This is a genomic window from Streptomyces sp. HUAS 15-9, from assembly GCF_025642155.1.
GTDB lineage: Bacteria > Actinomycetota > Actinomycetes > Streptomycetales > Streptomycetaceae > Streptomyces.
The window spans coordinates 5,346,471-5,370,024 of sequence record NZ_CP106798.1 but is presented as its reverse complement, the minus strand read 5'-3'; the positions used below and the strand labels follow the sequence as shown (position 1 = coordinate 5,370,024).

Below are 23,554 nucleotides of genomic sequence, written 5' to 3'. Positions count from 1 at the left end.
CATGACGGCTCCAGGAACCGTGCTGGTCGTGGAGGACGAGCCGAGCATCGCGGACGTCCTCGCCATCGCCCTGCGCTACCACCGCTTCGAGGTGATGACGGCGGGCACCGTCCGCGAGGCCCTCGCGCTCGCCGAGCGCACCCGGCCCGACGCCGCGCTGCTCGACGTCATGCTGCCGGACGGCGACGGCCGCGCCCTGGGCCGCGAACTGCGCGCCCGGCAGCCCGAGCTGGCCCTGGTCTTCCTCACCGCGCGCGACTCGCCCGCCGAGATGGTCGGCGCCCTAGCCTTCGGAGACGACTACATCACCAAGCCGTTCGACATCGACGTGGTCGTCGCCCGGATCGCCGCCGTCCTGCGCCGCACCCTCCCCCGAGCTCTCGACCCCGCTCGAGCAGGGGGCACCCCCATGGCCGACGTCATCCCGCAGCAGCCGCCGCTGCGCTACGGCGACCTGGAGCTGGACGAGACGACGTACTCGGTGCACCGCGCGGGCCGCACGGTCGAGCTGACCCCCACCGAGTACGCGCTGCTGCGGTTCCTGGTGCGCAACGGCGGCCGGATCGTGCCCAAGGAGCAACTCCTGCGCCACGTCTGGCAGTACGAGCACACCCCGGCCGAGTCGACCGTCGTCGAGACCTACATCAGCTATCTGCGGCGCAAGCTGGACACCCTGGGGCCCCCGGTGATCACCACCCGGCGGGGCGTCGGATACGGGCTGGCATGAGGCTGCCCCCGTTCCGACGGCCCCACGGGGTGCACTCCCTGCGCGGCAGGATGACCCTCGCGAACGTCGCGCTGCTCGCCGTCGGCATCATCGCGGCGACCGCGGTCAGCCTGATGGGGATGCGCCACTATCTGGTCGGCCAGGTGGACTCCGAGATGGTCAAGATGCGTGACTCGCTGGGCGGTTCGCGGCTCACCCTGCGCCAGATCGACTCGCTGAGCGTGCTCGGCGTCATCCGCGACCGGTTCGCGCCCAACGGCACGGACGAGCAGCCGGCCCCGGACTCGATCTTCGCCGCGGTCGACGGCCGGGGCGAGGCCACGCCCCTCTTCGGCATCGAGCCCACCGCCGCCCAGCGCGGCCTCGCGGAGGCGGTGGACGATCCGCGGGCGCTGGCCACGGACCCCGAGCCGCACGATGTCACGGTGCGTGGCGCCGCGTACCGCGCGACCGCGATCCGGCTCGCCGACGGTCACTACATCCTGCTCGCCACCTCCACCGACGGCCTGCACAAGGGCATAGCCAAGGCCCTGAAGCTGGACCTCGCCGTCGGCACCCTGCTGATCGGGCTGCTGGGCTGTCTGACGATGTTCAGCGTCCGGCAGGGGCTGCGGCCCCTGGAGGACATGGTGGAGACCTCGTCGGCCATAGCCGAGGGCGACCTCACCCGGCGGGTGCCCTCCAGCCACCATCCGACCCAGGAGGTCGAGCAGCTGCGGCTCGCGCTCAACTCCATGCTGCACCAGGTGGAGTCGGCGTACCGGACGCGCGAGCGCAGCGCGGCCCAGCTGCGCCGGTTCGTCGCCGACGCCTCGCACGAGCTGCGCACCCCGCTGTCGGCGATACGCGGCTACCTCCAGCTCTACGACAAGGGCATGCTGACCGAGCCGGACGAGCGCAGTCGCGCCTGGGACCGGGTGAACGCCGAGGCGGACCGCATGGGGCGGCTGGTCGACGAGCTGCTCACCCTCGCCCGCCTCGACCAGCGGCCCGAACTGCGCCTGCGGAACGTGGACGTGAGCCGCCTGGTGCGGGACGCGGCCGAGGACCTGCGGGTGCAGCAGCCGGACCGCCCGGTCACCGTGGCCGCCGACGGTGCCCTGCTGGTGCGCGCGGACGAGTCGGGGCTGCGGCAGGTGCTGGGCAATCTGGTGGCCAACGTGCGCATCCACACGCCCGCCGACGTGCCGGTGCGGCTGGGCGTGGAGCGGGCGGACGGGACGGTCCGGGTGTGCGTCGCGGACGAGGGTCCGGGACTGTCCGAGGAGGACGCGGCACGGGTCTTCGACCGCTTCTTCCGCGCGGGCGGCGGCGCGGGCAGCGGACTGGGCCTGGCGATCGTCCAGGGTGTCGTACAGGCTCACGACGGCGAGGTCACGGTGCACACGGCCCCCGGGCAGGGGCTGGCCGTCACGGTGACCCTGCCGACCCGGACGACCGTGGAACCGTAGGCCCGGCGGGCGCCACCGCTTCAGCTGCCGGCCGTCACCAGTGCCCATACCGTCCTGCCGTGTCGGCCGCGGCTCCACACTCCCCAGGCCGTCGCGATGTTCTCCACGAGGTGCAGGCCGCGGCCCGTCTCCGCACGGTCGCCCACCGTCCGCGGCCGGGGTTCGAGGCAGCCCTCGTCGGAGACCTCTATCAGGCAGGAGCCGTCCGCCAGAGCCGTCACCGCGACCTCGAACTCCCGCTCCAGAAAAGGACCGTGGCGTACGACGTTGGTGGTCAGCTCGGACACCAGCAGCACCGCGTCCTCCAGCGCCGGGTCACCGGGACCGTGACCCCAGTCGGCCAGATGGTCCCGGACCCGGTGCCGGGCGAGTCCGACGGAAGCCGGATGCCGGGGCAGCCGGAAGGAGTTGCGTCTCAGCACATCTGCTCCTCACCCCATGCACACCTCCGTCACAGGGTGCCGCCTCGGGTGTCTGCCCCGGGGTCGTTCGGCCGTAAGTTCCCACAATGCGCGATCGGATCGCGTCAGATCCAGGTCAGCCGCCACAGCCGGAACACACCCGTGCCGTCCGAGAGGTACTGGCCGCCGCCGACGGCCTCGCTGCTGACGACGTACTCCTTGCGCTGCCACAGCGGGATCAGCGGCACGTCGCCGGCCACGTCCGCCTGGAGGTTGCGGAAGTCCTGCGAAACGAGGCTGCGGTCGGCGTACGTCTGGCTGTTCACGATCAGGTTGTCGACCAGCTTGTTGCTGTACCCGGTGCGCATGGTGGAGCCGGTGCCGACCAGCGGGCCGGCGAAGGTGTCCGGGTCCGGGTAGTCGGCGACCCAGCCGACCGCGTACGCGTCGAGCTTGCCGGCCGCCCAGCGCCTCTGGAAGTCGGTCCACTCGTAGCCCTGGACGTCCACCTTGAACAGACCGCCGGCCTCCAGCTGCTTCTTCAGCTCCGCTGCCTCCTGAGCGCCCGCGCCGCGTCCCTTGCCGTAGCCGAAGGTGAAGCGGACCGGGAGCTTGACTCCGGCCTGGATGAGCAGGGCCTTGGCCTTCGCGGTGCTCTGCTTCGGGTAGTCGTCGAAGAACGAGGTGGCGTGGCCGATGATGCCGGTCGGGATCAGCGAGTACAGCGGGTCGACCGTGCCGTCGTACACCTTGGCGGCCAGCGCCTCGCGGTCGATCCGCCAGGCCATGGCCCGGCGGACGGCCACCTCGTGCAGCGGGGAGTTCGCGCGGGTGTTGAGGTAGAGGTTGCGGGTCTCGGAGCTGTCGGACTCCGTGACGCGCATGTCGGGGTCGCTCGCCGAGAGGCGGGACAGGACCTCGGGCGGCAGCGTCCGCGTGGCGACCTCGACCGCCTTGGCCCTCCAGGCGCTGTTCAGCTTGGCCGAGTCGGCGTAGTAGCGCAGCCGGACGGGGCGGCCGGTGCCGCCGATGTCGCCCTTGTAGTGCGTGTTCGGCGTGAGGTCGGCCTGCTTGTCCTTGGTGTACCCGGTCAGCGTGTAGGGGCCGGTGCCGTCCACGCCGGTGCCCCTGCGCAGGGTGGTGGCCGGATATCGGGTCCGGTCGACGATCGAGCCGGCGCCGGTGGCCACCTTGAACGGGAAGGTGGCGTCCGGCGACGACAGATGGAAGGTGACCGTGCTGCCTTCGGCGCTCACCGAGTGGAGCGTGGACAGCAGGGACGCCGGGCCGACATCGGAGTTGATCTTCTTCACCCGGTCGAAGGAGTACTTGACGTCCTCGCCGGTCACCGCGCGCCCGCTCGGAAACGTGAGCCCGTCGCGCAGCCTGCACTGATACGTCAGGAGTCCGGTCCCCGCGAACGCGCAGCTCTGCGCCGCGTCGGGCACCGGCTCGACACCGCCCGGCTCGAAGGTCAGCAACGACTGGAAGACATTGCTGAACAACGCCCAGGAACCGGCGTCGTAGGCACCGGCCGGGTCGAGTGATGTGACGGCGTCCGTCGTGCCTACCGTGATGGTTCTGTCCGTGTTCCCCTGCGACGGCAACAACTGCCAGCCGCCCACTCCCACGGCCGCGAGTACGAGAAGCGTCGCGAGAATCCGCATGCGAACAGATCGCATGGTGGTGCCCTCCCCAGGACCCAGCCTGGCCCTACCCAAGGCCAGCACAAAAGCGCCACTCCCCTAAGCGGCGCGCCTCACCTAATCACACGTGTTTCAACCGGGGGAAGAGCAATCTGACGAGATGAGAGAGAACTTACCGGGCGCTTGATTCCGGTGAATTTCACAGCGTCTTCACAGTTGCGTGGTGCGAACGCGAGTCACGCCTGCTTCGACGCCAGCTCGATCACCGTGATGTCCGACGGCGCGCCGACCCGCGTGGGCGGCCCCCAGGCGCCCGCGCCCCGGGACACGTACAACTGCGTGTCGCCGTAGGGGTCCAGGCCCGCGACGGTCGGGTTGGCGGCGGCCGCGACGAAGTTGCCGGGCCAGAGCTGCCCGCCGTGGGTGTGGCCGGAGAGCTGGAGGTCCACATGGTGCTTGACGGCCTCGTGGACCTGGACCGGCTGGTGGGCCAAAAGGACGACGGCGCGTGAGGTGTCGCGGTCGCCGAGCGCCCTGGCGAAGTCGGGGCCCTGGCCCTCGCTCTCGCCCGCCAGGTCATTGACGCCGGCCAGGTCGAAGGCGGGCAGTTCGGTGCGGGCGTTCTCCAGCGGGTGCAGCCCGAGCCGCCGCACCTCCTCTACCCACTGGGCAGCGCCGGAGAAGTACTCGTGGTTCCCGGTCGGGAACCAACCTAAAGAATACACAGCCCCGCTCCCTCCAAGTAGGGGGCGGGGCTGCGGAGTTGGCCGTCAGAAAACGTGCTGTGTGATCACTCTTCGGCGCATGCGGGCATCACTCCAGCTCTCCAGGCACGGGGCCCGGCGTGACCACTCCGGCGTGGCTGGGGCACGCGTACAGCGCGAATCCGGGGCCACTCGGCCGCTCGATGTACCGCACCTCTACGGGGGCGCAAGTCCACCGATGGCAGCGGCAGCACACCGCTCCGGAGAGTTCAGGAGTGGGCTCGGGGCGGAGCAGCGCGGCTACGTACTCGGCGGCGGTCACGCTGTCGCCTTCTCTCGCTTCACGAGACTGCCAAGGGGCATGGTCGGAAAGTCGTAGTCCACCCCGAGCGCGGCGAGTCCGACCGCCCAAAGCCGTTCACGTCGGTCCGGAGGCAGTCCCAACGTGTACTCGTCTTGAAACACGGCTCGGACTTCGTGCGATGAGGGGCCAGCCCACGGGCGGGACCAGGGTGACGCGGGGGACGGCTCGGGTTCCGGGGTCTGCACGGCAAGGTATGCCGCGCTGTGGCGTCCGGGTCGACGAGGGGCAAGGACTAAGCGCACCCAGGTAAGGGCGCGGGCGATAGCATCGCGCATGGTCGGTCAGCTCCCATTAGCTGAGTCGGCAAGCCCCGATGGACCGGGCCTAATCGGTCCCTCGGGGCGTCTTTGTGTTCGGGGAATCACGCTAAGTCAACACGCCCAACTCGTCTACCTGTCTAACTCATCTGCCTGTCTAAGTCGCGCAGGACTGGCCCGTTGTCTACGCTCTCCCCATGCCTGAGCGCTCCCCCGACCCGCACACTCCGCGAGCCCCGTACATGCGGGTGCTGGACGCTCTCATTGAAGAGATCAAGGGCAAACAGCCCGGCGACCCGATTCCGTCCGAAGCGGAGTTGTGCGCGCGCCACAAGGTGGCTCGGGAAACTGCCCGTCGAGCGGTGCGGGTACTGCGGGAACGCGGGCTTGTCGTCACCGAATGGGGCAAGGGAACGTTCGTTGCCGGTCCCGCCGAGCAAGGCGAAGACTGCACGTAGGGCTGCCTGTCAGCCTTGCCGTATTCCGGCGAGTTCCCATGAGTGCCCCGGCTCGTCAGTGAAGGGAGGCCCCGTCCGCATGCCACGGGGGCGGCACACGGACGGGGCGTTGCAGCACTCCTACCGCCTCGGGGGAGAAGCGGCACCCTTGTGCAGGGGCCCGGGGCGGGAACCTGAGCACGTCAACTCAGACGGGACACATCCTGTCCCTGTTCGCGGCTGGTCCGGTCGGGAGTGCCACGGTCCGGCACGTTGAGCTATCGGACGGTTGTCCCGTCCGCCGTGCCGGGGTCCAGCTGAGGCAAGATCAGATGGGGAAGCGCCACGAGCCGTCCGGGGACAGGAGGTAGCTGGCCTCGGGTGAGAGTTCCGCGCGCAGCGAGTGCAGAGAGATGCGGTTGTTCTCCTCCCACTTGCGGCGGACGCGTTCCAGGTCATCCCAGAGCCGACGGGGGCCGCCCTGGTGAACTACCGGGGAAGTACCGTCCTCGGCGCGCGCCCATGAGCCGTCGGCGGCGAGCAGCCACACCACGCGGCGTCCGTCGTCCGGGTACGTCGCCGCGCGGGTCTCGACTCCGGGCGTGTCCAGTTCGTACAGCCACCGAAGCGGCCATTCCTGCCACAGGTCGGGAATCGGTCCGTCTGGGGGCCGCACATCCTCCCCTTCGCGCGTGCGGGCCACCTCGAACACGTGGTTCAGCTTGGGGGGGTAGTCCGCATTCTGTCGGGTCTCCATGAACGTTGCGGGGTCGGGTTGGACACTGCCCCGTGCGATGCCGTCCGTGCCCATGTCCGCCGTGATCAGCAGAGCAGTGTGCGCGATAGTCGTGACGAGCCGTCCCCCGGGACGGAGTGCGCGGAGCCACGAGGCGGGGACGGGGCGCACGGACACGGTGGCCAAGATCCGGTCGTACTCGGCGTCCGGAAGGTCTCCCGTCGCGTCGATGGCCTCCAAGTGGGGCGTTCGCCCGAACTCGGCGAGACGCGTCCGGGCTGCCTCTACCAAGTAGGGGTCCACGTCCACGCTGGTCACGTTCTCGTCACCGAAGCGGCGGGAGAACAGCGCAGCGGAGTACCCCGAACCGGTACCCACGTCCAGCACCTTGTGACCGGGCTTCACGTCGAGCCGGTGGGCCATGGAGACGATCAGTCCTGGCAGCGTGGACGATGATGTGGGATCCCCCTTCCCGCGTTCGCCGGCCTGGGCCTGGTCGGCATGCGTGGGGCCGACGCGCGTCACAAGGGTTTCGTCCGCGTACGTGGCGTGCAGCCGCTCGGCGGAGTCGTCGGCCAGGATCACCAACTCCCATTCCTGCTCGGGACTGTTGGGGACGCGCTGCCACCAGCGCGGTACGAGCAGATGCCGGGGGGTGTTACTCACGGCGTCGTGCCACGCGGTGGCGTTGGCGGTCACCTCGTCGGCCAGCACCTTGGCGGCGTCTGTCCATTTCGGCGCTACGGTCATTCGTTGTCTCCTTGCAGGGCATCGGCCATGGCGTCGACCAAGGGGACATCGGCCTTGACCGTGAGCCAGTGCCATTGGCCGTTGGGGTTCACCTCGAAGAACACCCATCGACCGTCGGGCGTGACGGCGAAGTCCAGGGCTCCGAAAAACAGGCCCAGTTCGTTCATGAGGCGCCGAATCCCCTGCTTCACCTCGGGAGGTATCGGGATGACCTCGTACGTGAGTGACTGGTAGTCGGCTCGCCAATCCAGTCGTGCGGCTTCGCTTCCCGCGTGGATGGCGACGGGGAACATGCGCTCACCGATCACCGTGAGCCGCACCTCGTACGCCTTATCTACGCGCTCTTGGAACAGGTGGGTAGTGCCGCTCACTCCGTCGTCCACTTGGTCCGCGGAGACGAGCACCACGGGGAGGAATCGGCGTTCCCCTCCGGGACCGATGACGCCTCCACCGAGGCCCTTGTAGACGACCTGATCGTCACCGATGAACGCGCGGGCATGCTCGGGGTCTGAGGTGATCACGGAGCGTGGAACATTCAGTCCGGCTCGGGCTGCCACGGCCAGTTGCGTGGGCTTGTAGTTGGCTGCCGAGTCTTTCGCCGGGTGGTTGATCCAGCGCACGGGTAATGAACCAAGGACGCCCAGCAACCCGCAGCGTGCTTCGGATACGGCAAGGGCGCGAGCGTGATCGGGCCATTCCTCGGGCGTGCAGAACTCGTTGGGGCGACGCCACCACACGGACTTGACGGTTTCCAGGCGGAGCGTTCGGGAGCTGGTTAGGGATCCCGCCCAGCCGTCCCCGGTGAGGGAGACGGCCAGACGGGAAGCGGTGGGGAAGTCGGCAGTGTCGTACCTGACGACGTGCTCACCGCGTTTCACCAACTCCTCAACCACGGCATCGGTCGTCAAGTCGTCCCGGCCTGTCAGGATGAGGATGGGGCGCATGTCAGTACAGGTCGGTCCCGCTGTCGGAGCCGGGCTTCTTGCCATCCCCGTTGCTCGTCTCAGTCTGCGTCTCCGGCTTGTTTGCGGCCTCGGCGTGCCACGGGTTGCCCGAGGCGCCGACGTTCAGCTGAAGTGCTTCGCTGTAGCTCATGACGGGTGCCTCGCTGGTGCGCGGGGGCGGCGATACCAGGTGCCGCACTCCGAAGGGAACAGCCGGGATGGGTGCCAGTGTCGTGCTCATCTCCGTACCTCCTGTGTCGGTTCTCTTGGGCCCATACGGAACCGGTCGACTGACGACCGTCACGGGGACAGGCGACCGGAGTAGTGCCCACCCCCTGCTACAGAGCGGATCAATGCAGCGGGGGGCGGAGTCTCACAGCGGGCAGATCCCGGAGCCGTGCACAACCGCAAAATGCGGAACAGCCTCGGCGGGGAGCGCCCTCTCGTCTAGTCGCTCGCCGGTCGGGAGCCGGACTGGCCAGACGGACAGGGTGTATGTGCAGTCTGTGTCCGGAAACGTGGCGAACAGGGGATGCCCACTCTTGATGTGCTCCCGCGCGTTATGGCGCTCCGTGTGGGCGGCCCACACCCGGAGTTGCGTGGGGCAGTCGGGTACCGGCTTGGTCGTCGCGCGCATGCACGGCTGCACCCAGCCGGAAGACTGCGGATCGGGGTCCAGCCGGTCCGCGATACGCCGCGCCTCGCTACGGAGCCACCGGAGTACCAACACCGGGGAAATGGTCTGGAAGGTGGCTACGACGTACGGCGCGGTCTCGCCCGTGCCGTACACCGGCCCTTCGGCATGTACCTCTGCCCGGTAGCCTGACGGCTCTAACCACTCGTTCACGTCGGGTCACCTCGCCACATCACCCAAGGACGTTCGATCTCTTCGGCGTAGCTGGTGTGCCCAGGGTGCTCGCGCATGTGGGCGAACGCCCACGTCTGCGGTTCGCTCGGGCACTCGCTCCGGGGCGACGTGGCGGCACACTCGGTGTCGTCATCCTTGAGTGTGAGGCATCGGAACACATACGTGGTCGGTGAGGCGTCGCTGTCCAGGTCCGGTCTCAATGTCCAGTTGAAGAACGCGAAGCGGCGGGTGGGGCTGCGCAACAGTTCACCCCTGCTACGCGCATCCGCGCGGGCTGTCTCGGCTTGCAAGCGCTGTGCCGGGCTCGCCGGCCGCACCTCACCCGGGGTCACCTGCCATTCAATACCGCCCGTGACGGGACGCAGATACCAGTATCCGCACTCCGCGCCACGGAACTCGCCAACCCGATTCCGCGCATCTACCACAAGCGTGCCAGTGGCGGGAACATGCCTGGGCCCCTGCCACTTAGCGGGGCCGCTCTTGCCGGACACGACCGCTCCTCTCCGTAGTGAGCCCACTACCAAGATGCCTCAGCGTGTCCTACAGTCGGGCTGTCTTCAACTTGCACGAGTTGCACGGAAAGTTGAGGTGGGACCTGTTGAACCGCAAAGAGCTGGAGCCCGAAAACTCACCGGTCGCAGCGTTCGGCGAACGTCTCCGCAGGTTGCGGGATGAGCGAGGATGGACCCAAGACGACTTGGGAGAGCGTATGGGGTACTCGGGCACCCATATTTCAGCCGTCGAAACTGGTCGGCGGTCCCCAACTCCCCGCTTTGCGAGTAGCGCTGACAAGGTGTTCGGCACTGGCGACGCTTTCGAGCGTCAAGGTAGGGCCGTGCGTAACACTGCGTTACTGGAGGGGTTTCCGGAGTACGTGCCTCACGAGATGCGCGCGGTGGAAGTCAGGCTTTTTGAGCTGGGGATCGTGCCTGGGTTGCTCCAGACGCGAGACTATGCGGCAGCCATCACCACTGGAGCCGTCAGACGAGGCGCCATCACAGAGCAACAAGCAGATGAACGGCTGGAGCTGCTCGCGAAGCGTCAGGCTTCCCTAGAGCGCACTCCGTCACCGCTGGTCTTCGCCGTTCTGGACGAGAGCTGTCTTATGCGGCCGGTGGGAGGACCCGAAGTCATGGCGGAGCAACTTGACAAGCTTGCCGGGTTCGCCGAACTGCCCTCGACAGTCTTCCAAGTGGCCCCGTACGACCTTGGCGAGCGACGTCCGTTCGACCTGCCGATCAACCTATTGACCCTTGCTGATAGGTCTCATGTCGCCTATGCCGAGTCTGCCCAACGCGGTCATCTCGTACGGGAAAGCACGTTCGTGGTGGCAGCTTTGACGGCCTACCATCAGCTACAGGCCGAGGCGCTGTCTCAGTCGGCGTCTGTGGCCATGATTGAACAGCTTCGAAAGGGCACCTCGTGACGACCGATACCCCGCGTTGGTTCACGTCCTCGTATAGCAGCAACGGCGGCAACTGCGTGCGCGTCGCCACGAATCTCGTGGCCTCACGCGGCGTGGTCCCCGTTAGCGATTCCAAGATCAAGTGCAGCCCGATGCTGGACTTCCCCGCCGATGCGTTCTCGTCCTTCGTGGGAGCCATTAAGGCGGGACAGTTCGGCGTCGGCTGACCGTCCGCCCCGTACGCATCACCCCCCTCAGCTAACAACGATGCCGAAGGCCCCGTCACGGCGGGGCCTTCGTCGTGCCATTGACTCTCAGGGCCGACACTCATCCGGATAAGTGGTTGACCGTCCGCGAAACGTATTAGATGCTGGCAACTCATCCGGATGAGTGGCTACCCGGCGGTGGGTCGGGCGACCGCTCGTCCTCTTTCGAATCGAAGGGGATATCGATCACGGGACGTAAGGCTCTGCGGTCGCTGGTCGTGTCGGGCGCGCTGGTGGCCGGCGTCGGCCTCGTGGGCGTGTCGTCGGCGTCGGCAGTGATCCCGGATCCGGGGTACTCGGCGGGTCGCTCCGGCGGGACGGCAGTGACCCACAACGGGGGTCCCTACAAGGCGATCCAGAACGATGGTCCGTACAAGACGGCGACGGTCAACGGGTTGCGAGTGCGTACGGGTGCGGGCACGAACCGGACGATCCTCGGTCTGGTCTATAGGGGGCAGCGCGTTCGGGTCATGGCGACGGCTCGCGACCACCGCGGACAGCGCTGGGACAAGGTGAGGCTTCAGAAGGCTTCACCGGGCGGCCTGCCCCGGGGCTTCACGGGCTGGGTCTCGGAGATGTACCTCTACTGATCGACGGCTCAGGAGGAATGAACTAGGACAGCGGCCCCCTCTCTGCTTCGGCGGAAGGGGGCCGTTCCTGTGCAGCTGCTAAGGGACTTGTGTTGATTATGTGACGAGAGGGTATGAGGGGTGTGTTTGTTGCCACAGTTTCGTAGTCTGACTGTCGGTAGCGGAGCGCTCGCAGCATGCAAGGGCATACTCTGCTGGCCTATTTGACCTTGCTGGATGCGTGTTCGATTCCGATACGGGGCGGCTCCCGGTGGGTGATGATGAAGGCGGGTGAGGGGGCCGGAAGGGGTGTGCGTTAGTGAACGCTCAGGGGGAGAATTGCGGCGGCCCTGACGAAGCCATGTATGTGCCGGGAGTTGACTATGTGTCAGGCTGGCGGGCGGCGGACGAGGCGGCCACGAAGGTGAACGAGGCGTTAGAGGCGATTGGTATCGACACTCGGCTGGTGCGGGCCGTTCCTCATGCGGGGGCGCACGGTGAGCCAGTGGTGTGGCTGCGCCCGGAGAGTGCGCGTGTGATAGCCCGGGTGCTCCGGCTCAGGGCTCGGCGGGCGGGGTGGCGGCGCGTCGGCGGAGGGCAGACGAGAGGGAAGGGGAATGTGATGGCGCGTGACGACTGGCGGACGGCGGCGGGCTCTCGTGTGTGGATCGAGACGGATCGGCGCGGAGAGTTCATTCGGTGTGAAGGGTGCCGACGGCCGATCCTGATCACGGGTGCGGGCCCTGCTCGGTTCGCTGCTGAGCAGCACGCTCGGACTTGCCGGAACTAGGGCGCGTATCGGATCGTGATCAGTCCGGGGATTTGCCCTCGGCAGGACCTGGAGCGGTAGATCTTCATGCGTGCCGCAGGTGCAACATACGGACGGGGAATGGAAGTTCATCGGGCCGGACTTGCCAACGTGCCCTAGGCGACGGCTGCCCTCGTGGGAGCAGGGACCGGGGCTGTAGGGCGGGCCGGGCGGGTGACAAAGAACCAGACGCACATGCCGACGGCCGCGAGGAATCCACAGAGCAGGACGGCGACCACGGCGCCGATGCGTACAGCGCAGCGCGTGTCGGCGAGCCCCTTCGTCGCCACCACGCCTAGCAGGCACACGGTCACGATCGACAGTACGCTCACCGCGATCGTCCGGATGTCCCCGCCACCGGTCACCCGGCTTCCGTCCAGACCGGGACGGCCGTACGCCGCAAAACCGAGGACGGACACGGCGAGCATCAAGGACAGCAACAGGACGATCAGGACGCCCAGCCAGCCGGGGACCCGCCCCCCGTAGTACGCCTTGCCGTAGGCGTATGCGCCGTCGCACAGGAGCGCGAACATCGGCAGGGGCGCGCCCTGTCCGAGCAGGCGCCGTGCATAGTGGACAGGGTCGTAGGGCAACACGCCCTCGATGAGCAGGACGGCGGCGAAGATGAGCAGCGCTCCGGCGACGGAGAAACCGACGCCTGCCACGAGGTACTCGAACTGCGCCCGGTCACGGTTGTCTCCGTCGGCTGCGACGATGCTGTAGGTGAGTGAGCTGAAGACCAGCCCAAGCAGGGCCGCGAGTAGCGCGGGAAGGGCTTGGCCGAGCGCTTCTTCCCGGCGGCCAGTCGGCTGAGCCTCGCCGAGATAGTGGGAGATGACGATGAACACGGCCGCGAGCGCGAATCCGGCCAGCACTCCGGAGAGTTGCGAGTAGAGCTCGGAAACAGTCCTCACATCGAGGGACAGGGGATGGTATGACATTGGCGGCTCCGGGATGGGCGATGAGACGTAGCATGCTCCCGGGGAGTCCCGCTCCGAGAGATTCGTGGGTTTCCGGCACAGGCGAGAGGGAGGTGCGGTAGGGCGCTGGCTGTCGCCATGCCGCCGACAGGACCGCCCCTTGATCACAATCAAATACACGCCCTAGGGCGCGTATCGAGTCGTGATCAAGGGGCGGTTCGGTTAAGGTCCTTGATCCAGATTATCTACGCGCGCAGGTGGAGGCCGGCGAGGTAGCTCTCCGGGCTCTCGTCGAACCGGGTGACGATGCCCCGTCAAGAAAATCAGAGGGTGTCTCAAATCAAAGTGCCTCCTTGGCAGTTGAGTAGGTTGTAGCCTCTGAGCGGTTGCGCCATGGGAGGTGACATGCATGGCCGAGCGTTACAGCGACGGTGAGAAACGGGAGCAGGCCGCAGCCGCCTATCGGGCGGCTGACCAAGAGCGCGATGAGGCATACGAGAAGCGGCGACGCGAGCAAGCTGACCGCGATGCCGCTCTCTGGCAGGAGTACTACGCCCAAGGTAACCAGTGAGGGGGGAGTATGGATTTTGGTAAGTTGCTGAAATGGCTCAGAACTGATCCGGAGGGTCAGGCTGTTGCGTTTGCCACGGCTGCGACGGCTGTGTTCATGGCAGTGGAGAAGGAGCGCAAAAGGCACCCTGCCCGTTGCATATGCGGGGGCTCTTCTAGGGTCCTCGACTGGTATGGGAACTGGGGGCCTTGCAAGAACCAGTGGTACAAAGGAAAGCTGACGTACAAGTATGGCAGCGCGCCAATGCGGGCGCTGTAACTGCTATCCGCCGAGGCTGGGGTTCTAGGGCCTGTGTGAATGTTGTGATCAGCCAGTTGCCTTCAGGAGATCGCTGATCCAGATCATCGAGGCACGAGGATGGGGGCTGGCGAAGTAGCTCTCGGGCGTCTTGTCCTATCGAGTTGACCGGGGTCGTCACTGTCGTGCTGCCCGTTCTGTTCTGGCGGCCCGCCCCTTTTTGCCGGGCCCGCTCCTGCCCGGCGGCGGCTTCCTCAAGGGCGTCCATGACCTCCTTTCCGATGCGCATCCCGGCTGCGTCGTGGTGGGCGCGGACCGTGGAGACGTCGGTTCAGTACCCCTCCACGGCGGAAAGTGGCTGATCACGTGCGTGGTGACCTCACGCGCGCACGGCGCTTGGCCACGACGAGACCTGCATTCGCGCGTGAGGTTGCCACGCCTGGGCGGGGTCCAGGGGTGCGCTGTAGCGCCCCTGGTACCACCCGCCCGCAACCGGGTTCGTCACGGCGCTGTGCGTCATGGTGAGCGGCGTTGGTGTCCTCGGTGAACCGACGTCTGAGCCGGCGGAGTTCGGGCCCGTGGTGGGGAGTGTGGGCCTGGCCCTCGTGCGGCTCGTCTCTCCGATGAGCGACAGAGCAGACGACAGAGCCCCCTGCGACGATTCCGCGGGGGGCTTCTCTGCTTGGTTGGGGGTGACTCACGTGTCGGGCGGCTGCCGACCGGACGGGATCGGCCGAAGGTCGCACGCCCGGCCGAGGCGGCAGGGCCGCCCGGCGCGCCGTAGGCGCGCCCTTGAGCAAGTAAAGAGAAGTTGGACCGATCAGGATCGGCGGCGGGTGGCACGCTGGGCGGCGGCCTTCGTCGGCGTCACGGAGTAGGTGAGCTGGCACGTGGCGGCGGGGGCCTTCAACTCCTCGCACAGCAGCGGGCGGCCCGCTTCCGCGTCGCCGGTGATGCGGTAGGTGATCAGGAGGGGGCTGGCGTCGCTGAGTCCCAGCGCGGTGCGCTCGTCCGGGTAGGGGGTGCGGGCGGTGACATGCTCGGTGAACGACAGGCTGAGTCCGGCCTCCGCAAGCTGCCGGTACAGGTCGCTGATCTCGGCGTCTGGCTGCTTGGCGAGTGTGGGCACGTCGGCGGCGGTGGACATCGGGATAAGGACACGGTGGGCCATCCGGGCGCCGGTTGCCGGATCGTGGATCATGCGGTCCACGCTGATGGCATCCTGGTCCTGCTGGTCCAACAGGACTGCCGGGGGTCCGTCGAGTGAGGTCCTGGTGACGGCGGGCGCCTCGGTCTCCGTGGCCTCCGGTAGGCGCCAACTGCCCTTGCTGGTGCGCTGGATGGAGCGGTCCACTCGGGTGGCGGGCAGGACTCCGCCGGAGGGAAGCACGATGCTTCCCTTGCCCTGCTGGGACTCCACTAGTCCCATGCGGCGCAGCTCGGCGACGGCGGCCCGTGCTGTGTGCTTGCCCACGCCGTACATCTTCACCATTTCCGTCTCGGACGGCAGAAGATCACCGGGCTGGTAGCGGCCTCGCCGAATGTCGCTGGCCATGCGCTGAGCGACCTGCAAGTACATGGACGGTGCTCGCTCAATGTGCTCTCGGGCTGCCATGGCTGGTGTCCTTATCGCTTCGGCGGCTGGGGCGTGTGGGGGTGGGCCTCGGGCTGGGCTGGTTGTCAGTCGTCCGTGGTATAGGCGCGCGTGGCGCACTCATGAGGATAAGTGGTTGACCCTCTGTCGTACACCTACCCTCACTCATCCGGATAAGTGGTTGACCCGGCTCCCCCGGCGAGTGAAGATGATCCCTCCAACTCATCCGGATAAGTGGCTGAGTGGAGCGGGACTGAGAAGAGAGGTGAACTCCCATGGACAACAAGCCGATTGACATCGGGCGACTCGGTGCGATCCGCTGCGTGATCGCTCCGGAACCGCGCACGACGCTGGAAGGCGACCAGCGCCGAGACCGTGAGGGCAACCCGCTGTGGATCACGGGCCTGTCCATCCGGCAGGCAGAGGGACGGAAGACGGACGTCGTCCACGTGGTCACCAGCGGTCAGCCGCAGGGACTCACGGAGGGTGCTGAGGTCAGGGTCACGAACCTGTGGGCCAACGAATGGGCCGTGGACGGCCGGACAGGTACGACCTACCGCGCCGACGCCATCACCCCCGCATCCAGCTCCGGCGGCGCCTCTGCCCCGGCTCCGGCCTCGGCGGCTTCGGCGGCCGGTGGTCGCGGGAAGTCGGCGGGTGGCGATTCCTGATGGAACGGTACTTCTGGCACCTGAATGCCGCACAGGCGGACGGCATGGCCTGCGTGGTGTGCGGCGCGAACTTCCTCACCGCGAAGATCACGTCTGTTCCGGTGGGCCGGTCGCCTGCCGACGAGACGCAAGTGTTCGCGTGCAAAAGCCCGTGCGTCGGCCGCATCGTCGCCGACTCGGAACGAATGGCCCGTGAGCTGCGGGCGGCGGCTGAACTCGATGGTGCGGACCTGACGGACGGCACGGACGGCGCCGAGTGCGAGAACGGCGTGTTCTGCGTTGACGGCCACTTCGGCTCGCTGCTGCGGGACCTGCGGACGCTGGCCGGTACTGAGGCACTGCTGGCGACGGCGGACGACATCCCCACTATCCGGTTCCTGCTGTCCCTGACCGCCCGTCATGCCGAGACGGCCATGATGCGCGCCCGGCTCGTGCTGGCACGGACCACGGACGAGGAGGGGTAATGCCCGCCTCACTGGTGGTGTGGATTCTGACGGCGCTGCTCCTGGTGGGCGTCATGACACAACGCTGGTGGGAACCGCGCCTAGCGGCTCGGGGCCTGCCGGTCCGTCGGTGGCCGTGGCGCTGGTGGCTGGCCGGATACCCGGGTACCGCGCTGCGCATCTTCTCGACCTGGCGGCGGCTGACTTACCTCAACGGGCTGTCGGTGAGCATGCGGCCGGACCGCCGGGTGATCGGCCGTGATCTCGTGGTGCAGGGGCAGGCGCTGCGGCCGAGGCCTCCGCGGCTGTCCTGGCCCATGCCGACAAAATCCGGGCTGACGCTGCGGGTGCTGCTGCATCCGGGGCAGACTCCGGCGCCGTACTTCGCGGCGGCCCGTGCCATGGAACACGCCTGGCACGTGCACGGGGTGCGGGTCACCTCGCCCCGCCGGGGACAGGTAGTCATCCATGTCACGGCACGGGATCCGCTGACCGGTGACGTCCCATCTGTCCGGGTGCCGGCTCCCGCGCTCCTGTCGGCCGTGGTGGGCCGGATCGAGGACGGCGAACCCTGGCTGATCGACTTGCGGCGCGTGCCTCACTGGCTGGTCACGGGGGCCACGCAGTCCGGCAAGTCCTCGCTTCTGGCGGCGCTGGTGCTCGCGCTGGCGCCTCAGCCGGTCGCCCTGGTCGGCATCGACTGCAAGGGAGGCATGGAACTCGGCCTGTTCGGCGGGCGGCTCTCGGCGCTGGCCATCGACCGGACGCAGGCTCTCGGTCTGCTGTCCGGCGTGGTCGACGAGATCCAAGCGCGCATGCGGGTGTGCCGGGCGGCGGGCAAACGGTCCGTCTGGGACCTGCCCGAGGACGAGCGGCCGGTGCCCCTGGTCGTGATCGTCGACGAGCTGGCGGAGCTGTACCTCACGGACGGCTCGCGGGAGTCGAAGGACGAGGCGGAGCGGTGCGGAACGCTGCTGCTGCGGGTCGCCCAGCTCGGTGCGGCGCTCGGCGTGCACCTGGTCATCGCCGGTCAGCGGGTCGGCTCCGACATCGGCCCCCGCGTGACCGCGCTGCGGGCACAGCTCGGCGGACGCGTTGCCCACCGCGCGCATGACGAGGCGTCAGCAGAGATGACGCTCGGGGATATCAACCCGGACGCCGTGATCACCGCGCAGAACATCACCGAGGACGAACAGGGCGTTGCCGTGGTCGCCATGGGCGGCCGGTGGATGCGTGCCCGTTCCCGCCCGGTCACCACCGCCGATGCGGCCGAGATCGCCCGCACCGATCCGCCGGTGAATCCGTTCCTGACCCAAACCGACCCCGTGACATTCGAGAAGGGAGGAACTGCGGCATGACACAAACAGATCTTTTCATCATCGACCTGTTTCTGCTGCTGTACGTGGTCATGCTCGCGCGGTCACGGGAAATCAAGTGGTATCAGGTCACTCTGATTTCCCTGTTCGGATTTCTGCTTGCCGGAACTCCGTTCTCATATCCCGCGTGGTTCATGGTTCAGTTCATCGGAAAGTTCTTTTTCGGCTGACACCGAAAAGACTCGGAGGCGGCAACAGATCGCCTCGCAAGCCTAGCAAGGAGACGAGACATGCGAATCGGCACACGCATTGCGGCGACTGCCGCGTCCGCTGCCGTAATCCTCGGCGGCGCCGTGCTCACCGCCCCCACTGCTTCGGCGGCATCCCTGCCGAAAGCATGCAACTTGATCAACACGCAGACCAAGAGCGTTTCGATGGCCGTGCACCTGCGCAGCGGACCCGGAACGAAATACACCTCCCTCGGCATCCTGCACAAGGGCGCCCGGTTCACCGAGTACTGCACCAAGGATTACAAGTGGAGCTACGGCAAAGTCACCAACGGCCCCAACAAGGGGAAAAAGGGCTGGGTCAAGTACTCCTATCTCAACCCGGTCGAAAAGCGATAACCGGCACCGTATTTTCCCCTCAAACACAAAACACTTTCTGAAGCCATAGAAGAGCTAAAGCCTAGCCAAGCAAAGACGAACTCGGAGCTGATTTATGAACGCCGCGCCTATCCCTCACGGAAGGGGGCCTCCGATGTTTCCGATGTCAGATGAGGCGCGGCGCTCAGTCCTCGATGAGGCTGAGCGTCTGCGCCTTCTTTCGTCTACCGAGCGCGACCTTATCCGGCTCGTCCACGAACCCGGATTCCCGCGCTGGCTCGATCAGATCAAGTCCATTGGCGGGTGCGCGCACCCGATCTACCTTGCCGGGCACACCACCACACGTGACGCGGTCACAGGTGAGGTGCTGCGGCACTACGACACCAGCGAAGAACCAGGCGGACGTATGCCGGTGCGCTGCCGCAACCGCCGTGAGACGAGCTGTGATCCGTGCTCCTACCTACACGCGGGCGACACATTCCACCTCGTCCGCTCCGGCCTGCTCGGCGGCAAGGGCGTCACGGACGGCGTCCGGCATCACCCCCGGCTCTTCGTCACCCTTACCGCCCCCTCCTTCGGCCCCGTGCACCGCGCAAGCGGCCCTGACGAGGCTGCATGCCGCCCTCGACGGGACCGCGGAGTCTGCGAACACGGGCGGCCCCTGGGCTGCGGCCACAGGCACGCCGAGACGGATTCCACGGTGGGCCAACCCCTGTGCCGGGACTGCTACGACTACCCCGGACACGTCCTCTGGCACGCTTCAGCCGGCTCATTGTGGAACCACTATTGCCGCACGCTCCGGCGGCATCTGGCGACTGCCGCAGGAATCACACAAACCCGCCTCGGTGAACACCTGAAAGTCTCCTTCGCGAAAGTCGCCGAATACCAGCGACGGGGGGCCGTCCACTTCCACGCTGTAATCCGCCTCGACGGGCCCGACGGCCCTTCCTCACCCCCGCCTCTGTGGGCCACAACCGACCTGCTGTCAGACGCGGTCCACTCAGCTGCGGACTCCGTGGAGGTGCACACCCCGTATTCCCCGGCAACAGGTGATCGGGTCATCAAGTGGGGCGAACAGATCGACGTACACCCGATCCGCAGCGACGCATTCACGGAAACCTCGGCGGTCACCGACAGCGCCGTTGCAGCCTACGTCGCAAAATACGTCTCAAAGAGCGTCGGCGACTCCGGCGGAATCGACCACCGCATAGACGACTTCGACAGCATCCGCCTTGCCCCCGTGAATGCCCACCTTCGCGCCCTCATGTCGGCCTGCTGGCGCCTGGGCGGCCTGCCGGAGCTGGAGGCGCTGAACCTGCGAGCCTGGACTCACACACTCGGCTACCGGGGCCACGTCCTTACCAAGTCACGCCAGTACTCCACCACATACGGCGCACTGCGCGCGGTCCGGGCGGAGCACCAGGGCGGCGGCCTGTTCGCCCTGGAGGACCGAGAGACGGTTACGGAATCCGCATGGCGCTACGTGGGCTCCGGGCACTCTCCGGCCGAAGCAGACATTGCATACGGCATAGCGGAAGACCTGGCGAACTTGCGTGAAATCAGAAGGGACATGGTCGCCGAGGGGTGGAAGTATGCCAGTTAATGAACGCGCTGGATGCTTCTACCCGGCCCACGAATTCACAGATTACCCCACCCCTCTTCTGAGTTGGCATGTGACTTCCAACGACTGGCACATAGCCAACCGGGTTTCCCACCTGTTAGGCGGAAAAGCTCAGCGGCAAACCCCAGAGGACGCAGGCTGCTGGAAAGTAGAGACCAAATCCGTGAAGCTTCGGGTCCTCTTGGGGAACACCACAGAATCAGATATTAGTTTTCGCTTGGCCAGCCATAAAGAACTAGGTCTATTTCAACTTTCCTCCAAATCTCGGACGCTCATGCGGACCTTGGCAAGAGAATTGCACGGACTTAGCCATGCCGCACTCTGCGAGATGACGATACAGTCGATACAGTTCACCACGAGGAACGGAATCATGGTCACTTACCTGAGACCCAAATTCCTAATTCCTGACGGGTAGCCAGGAAAAGAGAGACGCCCCAACGCTCTCAAGCGTCGGGGCGTCTATTTCGTTGCTGGGAGTTACCTCACCAGCTCGAAGACGTTCACGCCTTCCACCTTGACCCGATCTTTGGCCCGAAGGGGAAACAGCCTGACTTTCACCCCGAACTCATGCAACAGTTCTCGGCGCGCTGCATCATCCCTAGCGTTCCGCCACTCATGCGCGATGGTACGGTCCGTTGGGATCATGCGCATTCCGGCAGGGCGCTCCGGCAGTTTCTTCAGTTCGGCGATTTCCTCACCCATGCGCGCGTATTCCGTTCGGAACCATTCGGCGTCGTCCTCGGCGTCGTACAGACCTGCACTGCGGTCTTCACGGAGTCTTTTACGATCGGCCTCAATGTCGGCTATTTGAGCAGAATAGCCCGTACCGGGGTCATACTCCTTCTTCATCACTTGGCCGCTTCCATACTCCGCCAAGAACCATTCTTCCACGATCGCATCAAGAAGCTTGATCTTCATAGTTGGAGCAGGCTTGCAGCTCTGAGAAGTCGGTATTCCACGGACTCGCGCCGTGCATCCATACCCCTTGAGTCCGTTGACAATTAGACGCTCCCCGCAACTCCCGCAATAGCCAATTCCAACCAGGAGTTTGGTCCCTCGTGCCGCTTGCGATTCCTTTCCACCGCCCTTACTCCTCGGCTTAGCCTTGGTCTTCTCGATCAGAGCATCACGCGTTGCCCGATCCCACAAAGCGGGGGCGATTTTCTTCGGTCGCCCATCCTCGCCAAGTACAGGCTTACCCTTGTGCATGAGGTATCCCAAGGATGCCTCACTGCAAAGGATTTGTTTGAGAGTCTGGTAAGTCCACTCCTTGCCCTTCGGCTCTCGGCCATACATGACCGCCAAGAGGTCATGGGGTGTCAGCACACCTTCACGCGTCAGCCGGGCGCACTCCGTAGAAACCGTGATCTCACCCGTAGTGTCGGCAAGGATTCGCTGAGCCACATTGCGAATCTCCTTCGACGCTTCAGGGTGCAATACGATCTCGTCCACCTTTCCCGTGGGAATCCGGCGAACGTACATGTAGCCGTATGAAGGCTTCTTCTTGGGCTGCCCTGCCTTCCGAGCGCGTACGTGCTCGTCCTGAATGCGCTTCTTGATGGCGCGGTGTTCGAGTTGGGCACCGAGTGCCTTGACAAGTAGTTCCGACTCCTGGTTCGGGTCGTCAAGGTCCCAAACTCCTGGATGGTCGGCAGTCACAAGAAGCTGTCCGGCCCCGTGGATCGTGTACGCCGTGTTGAGGACGTCGCGCACGTTGCGGCCGATGCGGTCGACGGCGGCCCCTACGATCCCGTCGTACGGCTCCCTCTCGCCTCGGAGCCACGGGCCGAACTCGGGCCTCGTGAGCGGGTCTGTGGCGCCCGATACCTCCCAGTCATCGGCCCAACCGATGATGTGGCCACCAACCTCGGTGGTGGCCTTGAGGATCAAATCCCCTTGCTTCTCCGGGCTGTTCGTCGACTCGGACTTACGCGACAGTCGACGTACGCCTACCAGGCACTTCCCGCACCCGTCGTAGTCAGTGGTCTCCGGCCTGTCCATGCTGACCATGATTCAGGAACCCCCATAAAGTATGTCTCAGGTTGGTTCCCGGTGACGAAGTACGCCCCGTGCCGCGCCGTCAGCCGGGCCAGCGGGACGGCCGCCGGGCCGAGGTCCCTGACGCTTCCGTCGACGAGATCGCCGACGACCGCGATCAGATCGGGCTGGGTGGCGTTGATCGTGTCGACGACCTTCTGCGCGAAACCCCGGCCGAGGACGGGGCCGAGGTGGATGTCGCTGACGACGGCGATCCTGAATCCGTGCGCGGACCGCGGGAGTCTGGCCAGCGGGACCGTGACGCGCTTGACGCCCGGTCCGCGCAGCACGCCGTACGTCCCGTATCCGACGGTCGCGACGGCGGCGGTGGCGCCGAGTCCGCCCACGGCGCGGGAGACGAAGAGGCGGCGGGTGAAGTCGGAGGCTTCGGGGGCGACGGGAGCTGGGCGGGTTGCGGGGCTGTCGGGAGCGGGCCCGGCGGCCCGGGGTGCGGTCGTCGAAGGGGCGTTCGCCTTGCCCGGGAGCGCGCCCTCGGCCTGCGCGGCGACGCTCGCCGTCTCGGGTTCGGGCTCCTCGGTCTCGGGCGCCCGCGCGGGGGCCCGCTTCTCCATGAGCCGTCGCAGCAGGGGCCGTAGGGCCTCTCCCGCCACCACCGCCAGCATCAGATACAGCCACAGTGCCATCCACAGGAAGCCCGGCCAGGCCAGGGTGCGCTGGAGCCAGAAGGGGGCGCCGGAGCGTTCGGCCACCAGCGCCGTGATCATCAGCGTGGGACCGGCGACGAAGACGACCGTGCCCGCGCGGCGGGCCGGGCCCGGGCGGCGGGTGGTGTCGCGGACCAGACGGCGCCAGAGGTACCGGTGCAGCCCCGCCACGACGGCCAGGACGGCCAGAGCGACCAGGACGAAGACGATGACCAAGCTGCCGTATCCCCCGCTATGACATCCGGCGCAGTGCGCGCAGTCCGCGCAACCCGATGACCCCGATGACCGTCCCCAATACGAAGGAAACGACCGCCAGCAGCAGATGCACCCAGAAGTAGGCCGTCGGGTGGCCGTCGTCAAAGGCGAGTCCGCTGCTGTCCTTGATCAGATTCTTGACGAAAGTGACCCAGATGACCCAGCTCCACACCCCGAAGGCGAGCAGGAACCAGGAGACCGGGCGGCTGAGCTTCATGGACCCAGTATCGCCGTCCGCTGTCCGTATCCGCGCCCGGGGTGGGAGGGCGCGCGGGACTTCGCGATC

At 66.6% G+C, this 23,554-nt stretch carries 23 protein-coding genes and 2 pseudogenes; 13 read left to right on the top strand and 12 right to left on the bottom strand.

All coding sequences use genetic code 11. The features are described from left to right. The first annotated feature begins 1 nt into the window (after nt 1). Together N8I87_RS24880 and N8I87_RS24875 are read left to right on the top strand one after the other, a co-directional pair. Complete coding sequence (locus N8I87_RS24880; RefSeq protein WP_263211879.1) at nt 2-727, top strand: response regulator transcription factor; 726 nt, start codon at nt 2-4, stop codon at nt 725-727. Beyond that, entirely contained in the window at nt 724-2,178 is a 1,455-nt protein-coding gene (locus tag N8I87_RS24875; protein WP_263211877.1) for a sensor histidine kinase, read from the top strand. Before N8I87_RS24880 ends, N8I87_RS24875 begins: the two co-directional genes overlap by 4 nt. Before the next feature lie 20 nt (nt 2,179-2,198). On the opposite strand, the gene N8I87_RS24870 is transcribed toward N8I87_RS24875, so the two are convergent. The 3 genes and pseudogenes from N8I87_RS24870 to N8I87_RS24860 form a co-directional block, all read right to left on the bottom strand. Then, nucleotides 2,199-2,600 carry an ATP-binding protein gene (locus N8I87_RS24870; protein WP_263211876.1) on the bottom strand — a complete coding sequence of 134 codons (402 nt, stop codon included), beginning with the start codon at nt 2,598-2,600 and terminating at the stop codon, nt 2,199-2,201. Between the two features lie 104 nt (nt 2,601-2,704). Then, nucleotides 2,705-4,261: an ABC transporter substrate-binding protein gene (locus N8I87_RS24865; protein ID WP_263211874.1), complete on the bottom strand. Its 1,557-nt coding sequence runs from the start codon at nt 4,259-4,261 to the stop codon at nt 2,705-2,707. A 200-nt stretch (nt 4,262-4,461) separates the two neighbouring features. After that, nucleotides 4,462-4,935, bottom strand: a pseudogene (locus N8I87_RS24860) (metallophosphoesterase); the annotation flags it as partial. A gap of 812 nt (nt 4,936-5,747) precedes the next feature. On the opposite strand from N8I87_RS24860, the gene N8I87_RS24855 reads away from it, so the two are divergent. After that, entirely contained in the window at nt 5,748-6,008 is a 261-nt protein-coding gene (locus N8I87_RS24855; RefSeq protein ID WP_263211872.1) for a GntR family transcriptional regulator, read from the top strand. A gap of 307 nt (nt 6,009-6,315) precedes the next feature. Here the strand turns inward: N8I87_RS24855 and N8I87_RS24850 are convergent, their stop codons facing one another. The 4 genes from N8I87_RS24850 to N8I87_RS44075 form a co-directional block, all read right to left on the bottom strand. Beyond that, complete coding sequence (locus N8I87_RS24850) at nt 6,316-7,473, bottom strand: methyltransferase domain-containing protein (RefSeq protein ID WP_263211870.1); 1,158 nt, start codon at nt 7,471-7,473, stop codon at nt 6,316-6,318. Next, complete coding sequence (gene tgmB / locus N8I87_RS24845; protein ID WP_263211868.1) at nt 7,470-8,417, bottom strand: ATP-grasp ribosomal peptide maturase; 948 nt, start codon at nt 8,415-8,417, stop codon at nt 7,470-7,472. The genes N8I87_RS24850 and tgmB overlap by 4 nt, the downstream gene beginning before the upstream one ends. A gap of 1 nt (nt 8,418) precedes the next feature. Then, nucleotides 8,419-8,658: a putative ATP-grasp-modified RiPP gene (gene tgmA / locus N8I87_RS24840; protein WP_263211866.1), complete on the bottom strand. Its 240-nt coding sequence runs from the start codon at nt 8,656-8,658 to the stop codon at nt 8,419-8,421. 602 nt (nt 8,659-9,260) lie between these two features. Beyond that, nucleotides 9,261-9,776: a DUF7848 domain-containing protein gene (locus N8I87_RS44075; RefSeq protein ID WP_317633488.1), complete on the bottom strand. Its 516-nt coding sequence runs from the start codon at nt 9,774-9,776 to the stop codon at nt 9,261-9,263. Between the two features lie 104 nt (nt 9,777-9,880). Here N8I87_RS44075 and N8I87_RS24830 point away from each other — a divergent pair, with 104 nt between their 5' ends. The 3 genes from N8I87_RS24830 to N8I87_RS24820 all read left to right on the top strand — a co-directional run bounded on the left by N8I87_RS24830 (nt 9,881) and on the right by N8I87_RS24820 (nt 11,546). Then, the gene (locus N8I87_RS24830) at nt 9,881-10,711 is read left to right on the top strand and encodes a helix-turn-helix domain-containing protein (protein WP_263216634.1); all 831 of its coding nucleotides are present in this window, start codon (nt 9,881-9,883) and stop codon (nt 10,709-10,711) included. Then, entirely contained in the window at nt 10,708-10,917 is a 210-nt protein-coding gene (locus N8I87_RS24825) for a DUF397 domain-containing protein (RefSeq protein WP_263211865.1), read from the top strand. Before N8I87_RS24830 ends, N8I87_RS24825 begins: the two co-directional genes overlap by 4 nt. Before the next feature lie 140 nt (nt 10,918-11,057). Continuing rightward, nucleotides 11,058-11,546 carry an SH3 domain-containing protein gene (locus tag N8I87_RS24820; RefSeq protein ID WP_263211864.1) on the top strand — a complete coding sequence of 163 codons (489 nt, stop codon included), beginning with the start codon at nt 11,058-11,060 and terminating at the stop codon, nt 11,544-11,546. A gap of 903 nt (nt 11,547-12,449) precedes the next feature. Here N8I87_RS24820 and N8I87_RS24815 read toward each other — a convergent pair. Beyond that, nucleotides 12,450-13,274 (bottom strand): hypothetical protein, encoded by an 825-nt coding sequence (locus tag N8I87_RS24815; RefSeq protein ID WP_263211862.1) that lies wholly within the window; start codon nt 13,272-13,274, stop codon nt 12,450-12,452. Between the two features lie 388 nt (nt 13,275-13,662). Here N8I87_RS24815 and N8I87_RS24810 point away from each other — a divergent pair, with 388 nt between their 5' ends. Next, entirely contained in the window at nt 13,663-13,824 is a 162-nt protein-coding gene (locus N8I87_RS24810) for a hypothetical protein (protein ID WP_263211860.1), read from the top strand. Between the two features lie 1,057 nt (nt 13,825-14,881). On the opposite strand, the gene N8I87_RS24805 is transcribed toward N8I87_RS24810, so the two are convergent. After that, nucleotides 14,882-15,640, bottom strand: coding sequence for a GntR family transcriptional regulator (locus N8I87_RS24805; protein WP_263216633.1), 759 nt, complete (start codon nt 15,638-15,640; stop codon nt 14,882-14,884). 290 nt (nt 15,641-15,930) lie between these two features. Between N8I87_RS24805 and N8I87_RS24800 the strand changes: the two genes are divergently transcribed. The 6 genes from N8I87_RS24800 to N8I87_RS24775 all read left to right on the top strand — a co-directional run bounded on the left by N8I87_RS24800 (nt 15,931) and on the right by N8I87_RS24775 (nt 20,293). Further along, on the top strand, nt 15,931-16,326 hold the full coding sequence (locus N8I87_RS24800) for a hypothetical protein (protein WP_263211858.1): 396 nt from the start codon (nt 15,931-15,933) through the stop codon (nt 16,324-16,326). After that, complete coding sequence (locus tag N8I87_RS24795) at nt 16,326-16,790, top strand: hypothetical protein (RefSeq protein ID WP_263211856.1); 465 nt, start codon at nt 16,326-16,328, stop codon at nt 16,788-16,790. Before N8I87_RS24800 ends, N8I87_RS24795 begins: the two co-directional genes overlap by 1 nt. Further along, nucleotides 16,790-18,127, top strand: coding sequence for an FtsK/SpoIIIE domain-containing protein (locus N8I87_RS24790; RefSeq protein ID WP_263211854.1), 1,338 nt, complete (start codon nt 16,790-16,792; stop codon nt 18,125-18,127). The genes N8I87_RS24795 and N8I87_RS24790 overlap by 1 nt, the downstream gene beginning before the upstream one ends. Next, complete coding sequence (locus tag N8I87_RS24785; protein ID WP_263211852.1) at nt 18,124-18,315, top strand: hypothetical protein; 192 nt, start codon at nt 18,124-18,126, stop codon at nt 18,313-18,315. Before N8I87_RS24790 ends, N8I87_RS24785 begins: the two co-directional genes overlap by 4 nt. A 60-nt stretch (nt 18,316-18,375) precedes the next feature. After that, the gene (locus tag N8I87_RS24780; protein WP_263211850.1) at nt 18,376-18,711 is read left to right on the top strand and encodes an SH3 domain-containing protein; all 336 of its coding nucleotides are present in this window, start codon (nt 18,376-18,378) and stop codon (nt 18,709-18,711) included. Between the two features lie 142 nt (nt 18,712-18,853). After that, the gene (locus N8I87_RS24775; RefSeq protein WP_411577279.1) at nt 18,854-20,293 is read left to right on the top strand and encodes a replication initiator; all 1,440 of its coding nucleotides are present in this window, start codon (nt 18,854-18,856) and stop codon (nt 20,291-20,293) included. Between the two features lie 495 nt (nt 20,294-20,788). Here the strand turns inward: N8I87_RS24775 and N8I87_RS24770 are convergent, their stop codons facing one another. From N8I87_RS24770 to N8I87_RS24760, 3 genes and pseudogenes are all read right to left on the bottom strand, one after another. Next, complete coding sequence (locus tag N8I87_RS24770) at nt 20,789-22,312, bottom strand: recombinase family protein (RefSeq protein WP_263211847.1); 1,524 nt, start codon at nt 22,310-22,312, stop codon at nt 20,789-20,791. Further along, nucleotides 22,312-23,229 (bottom strand): annotated as a pseudogene (locus N8I87_RS24765) (metallophosphoesterase); the annotation flags it as partial. The gene N8I87_RS24770 and the pseudogene N8I87_RS24765, both read right to left, overlap by 1 nt. Before the next feature lie 16 nt (nt 23,230-23,245). Then, on the bottom strand, nt 23,246-23,485 hold the full coding sequence (locus N8I87_RS24760) for an SCO4848 family membrane protein (protein ID WP_263211846.1): 240 nt from the start codon (nt 23,483-23,485) through the stop codon (nt 23,246-23,248). Between the last annotated feature and the right edge of the window lie 69 nt (nt 23,486-23,554).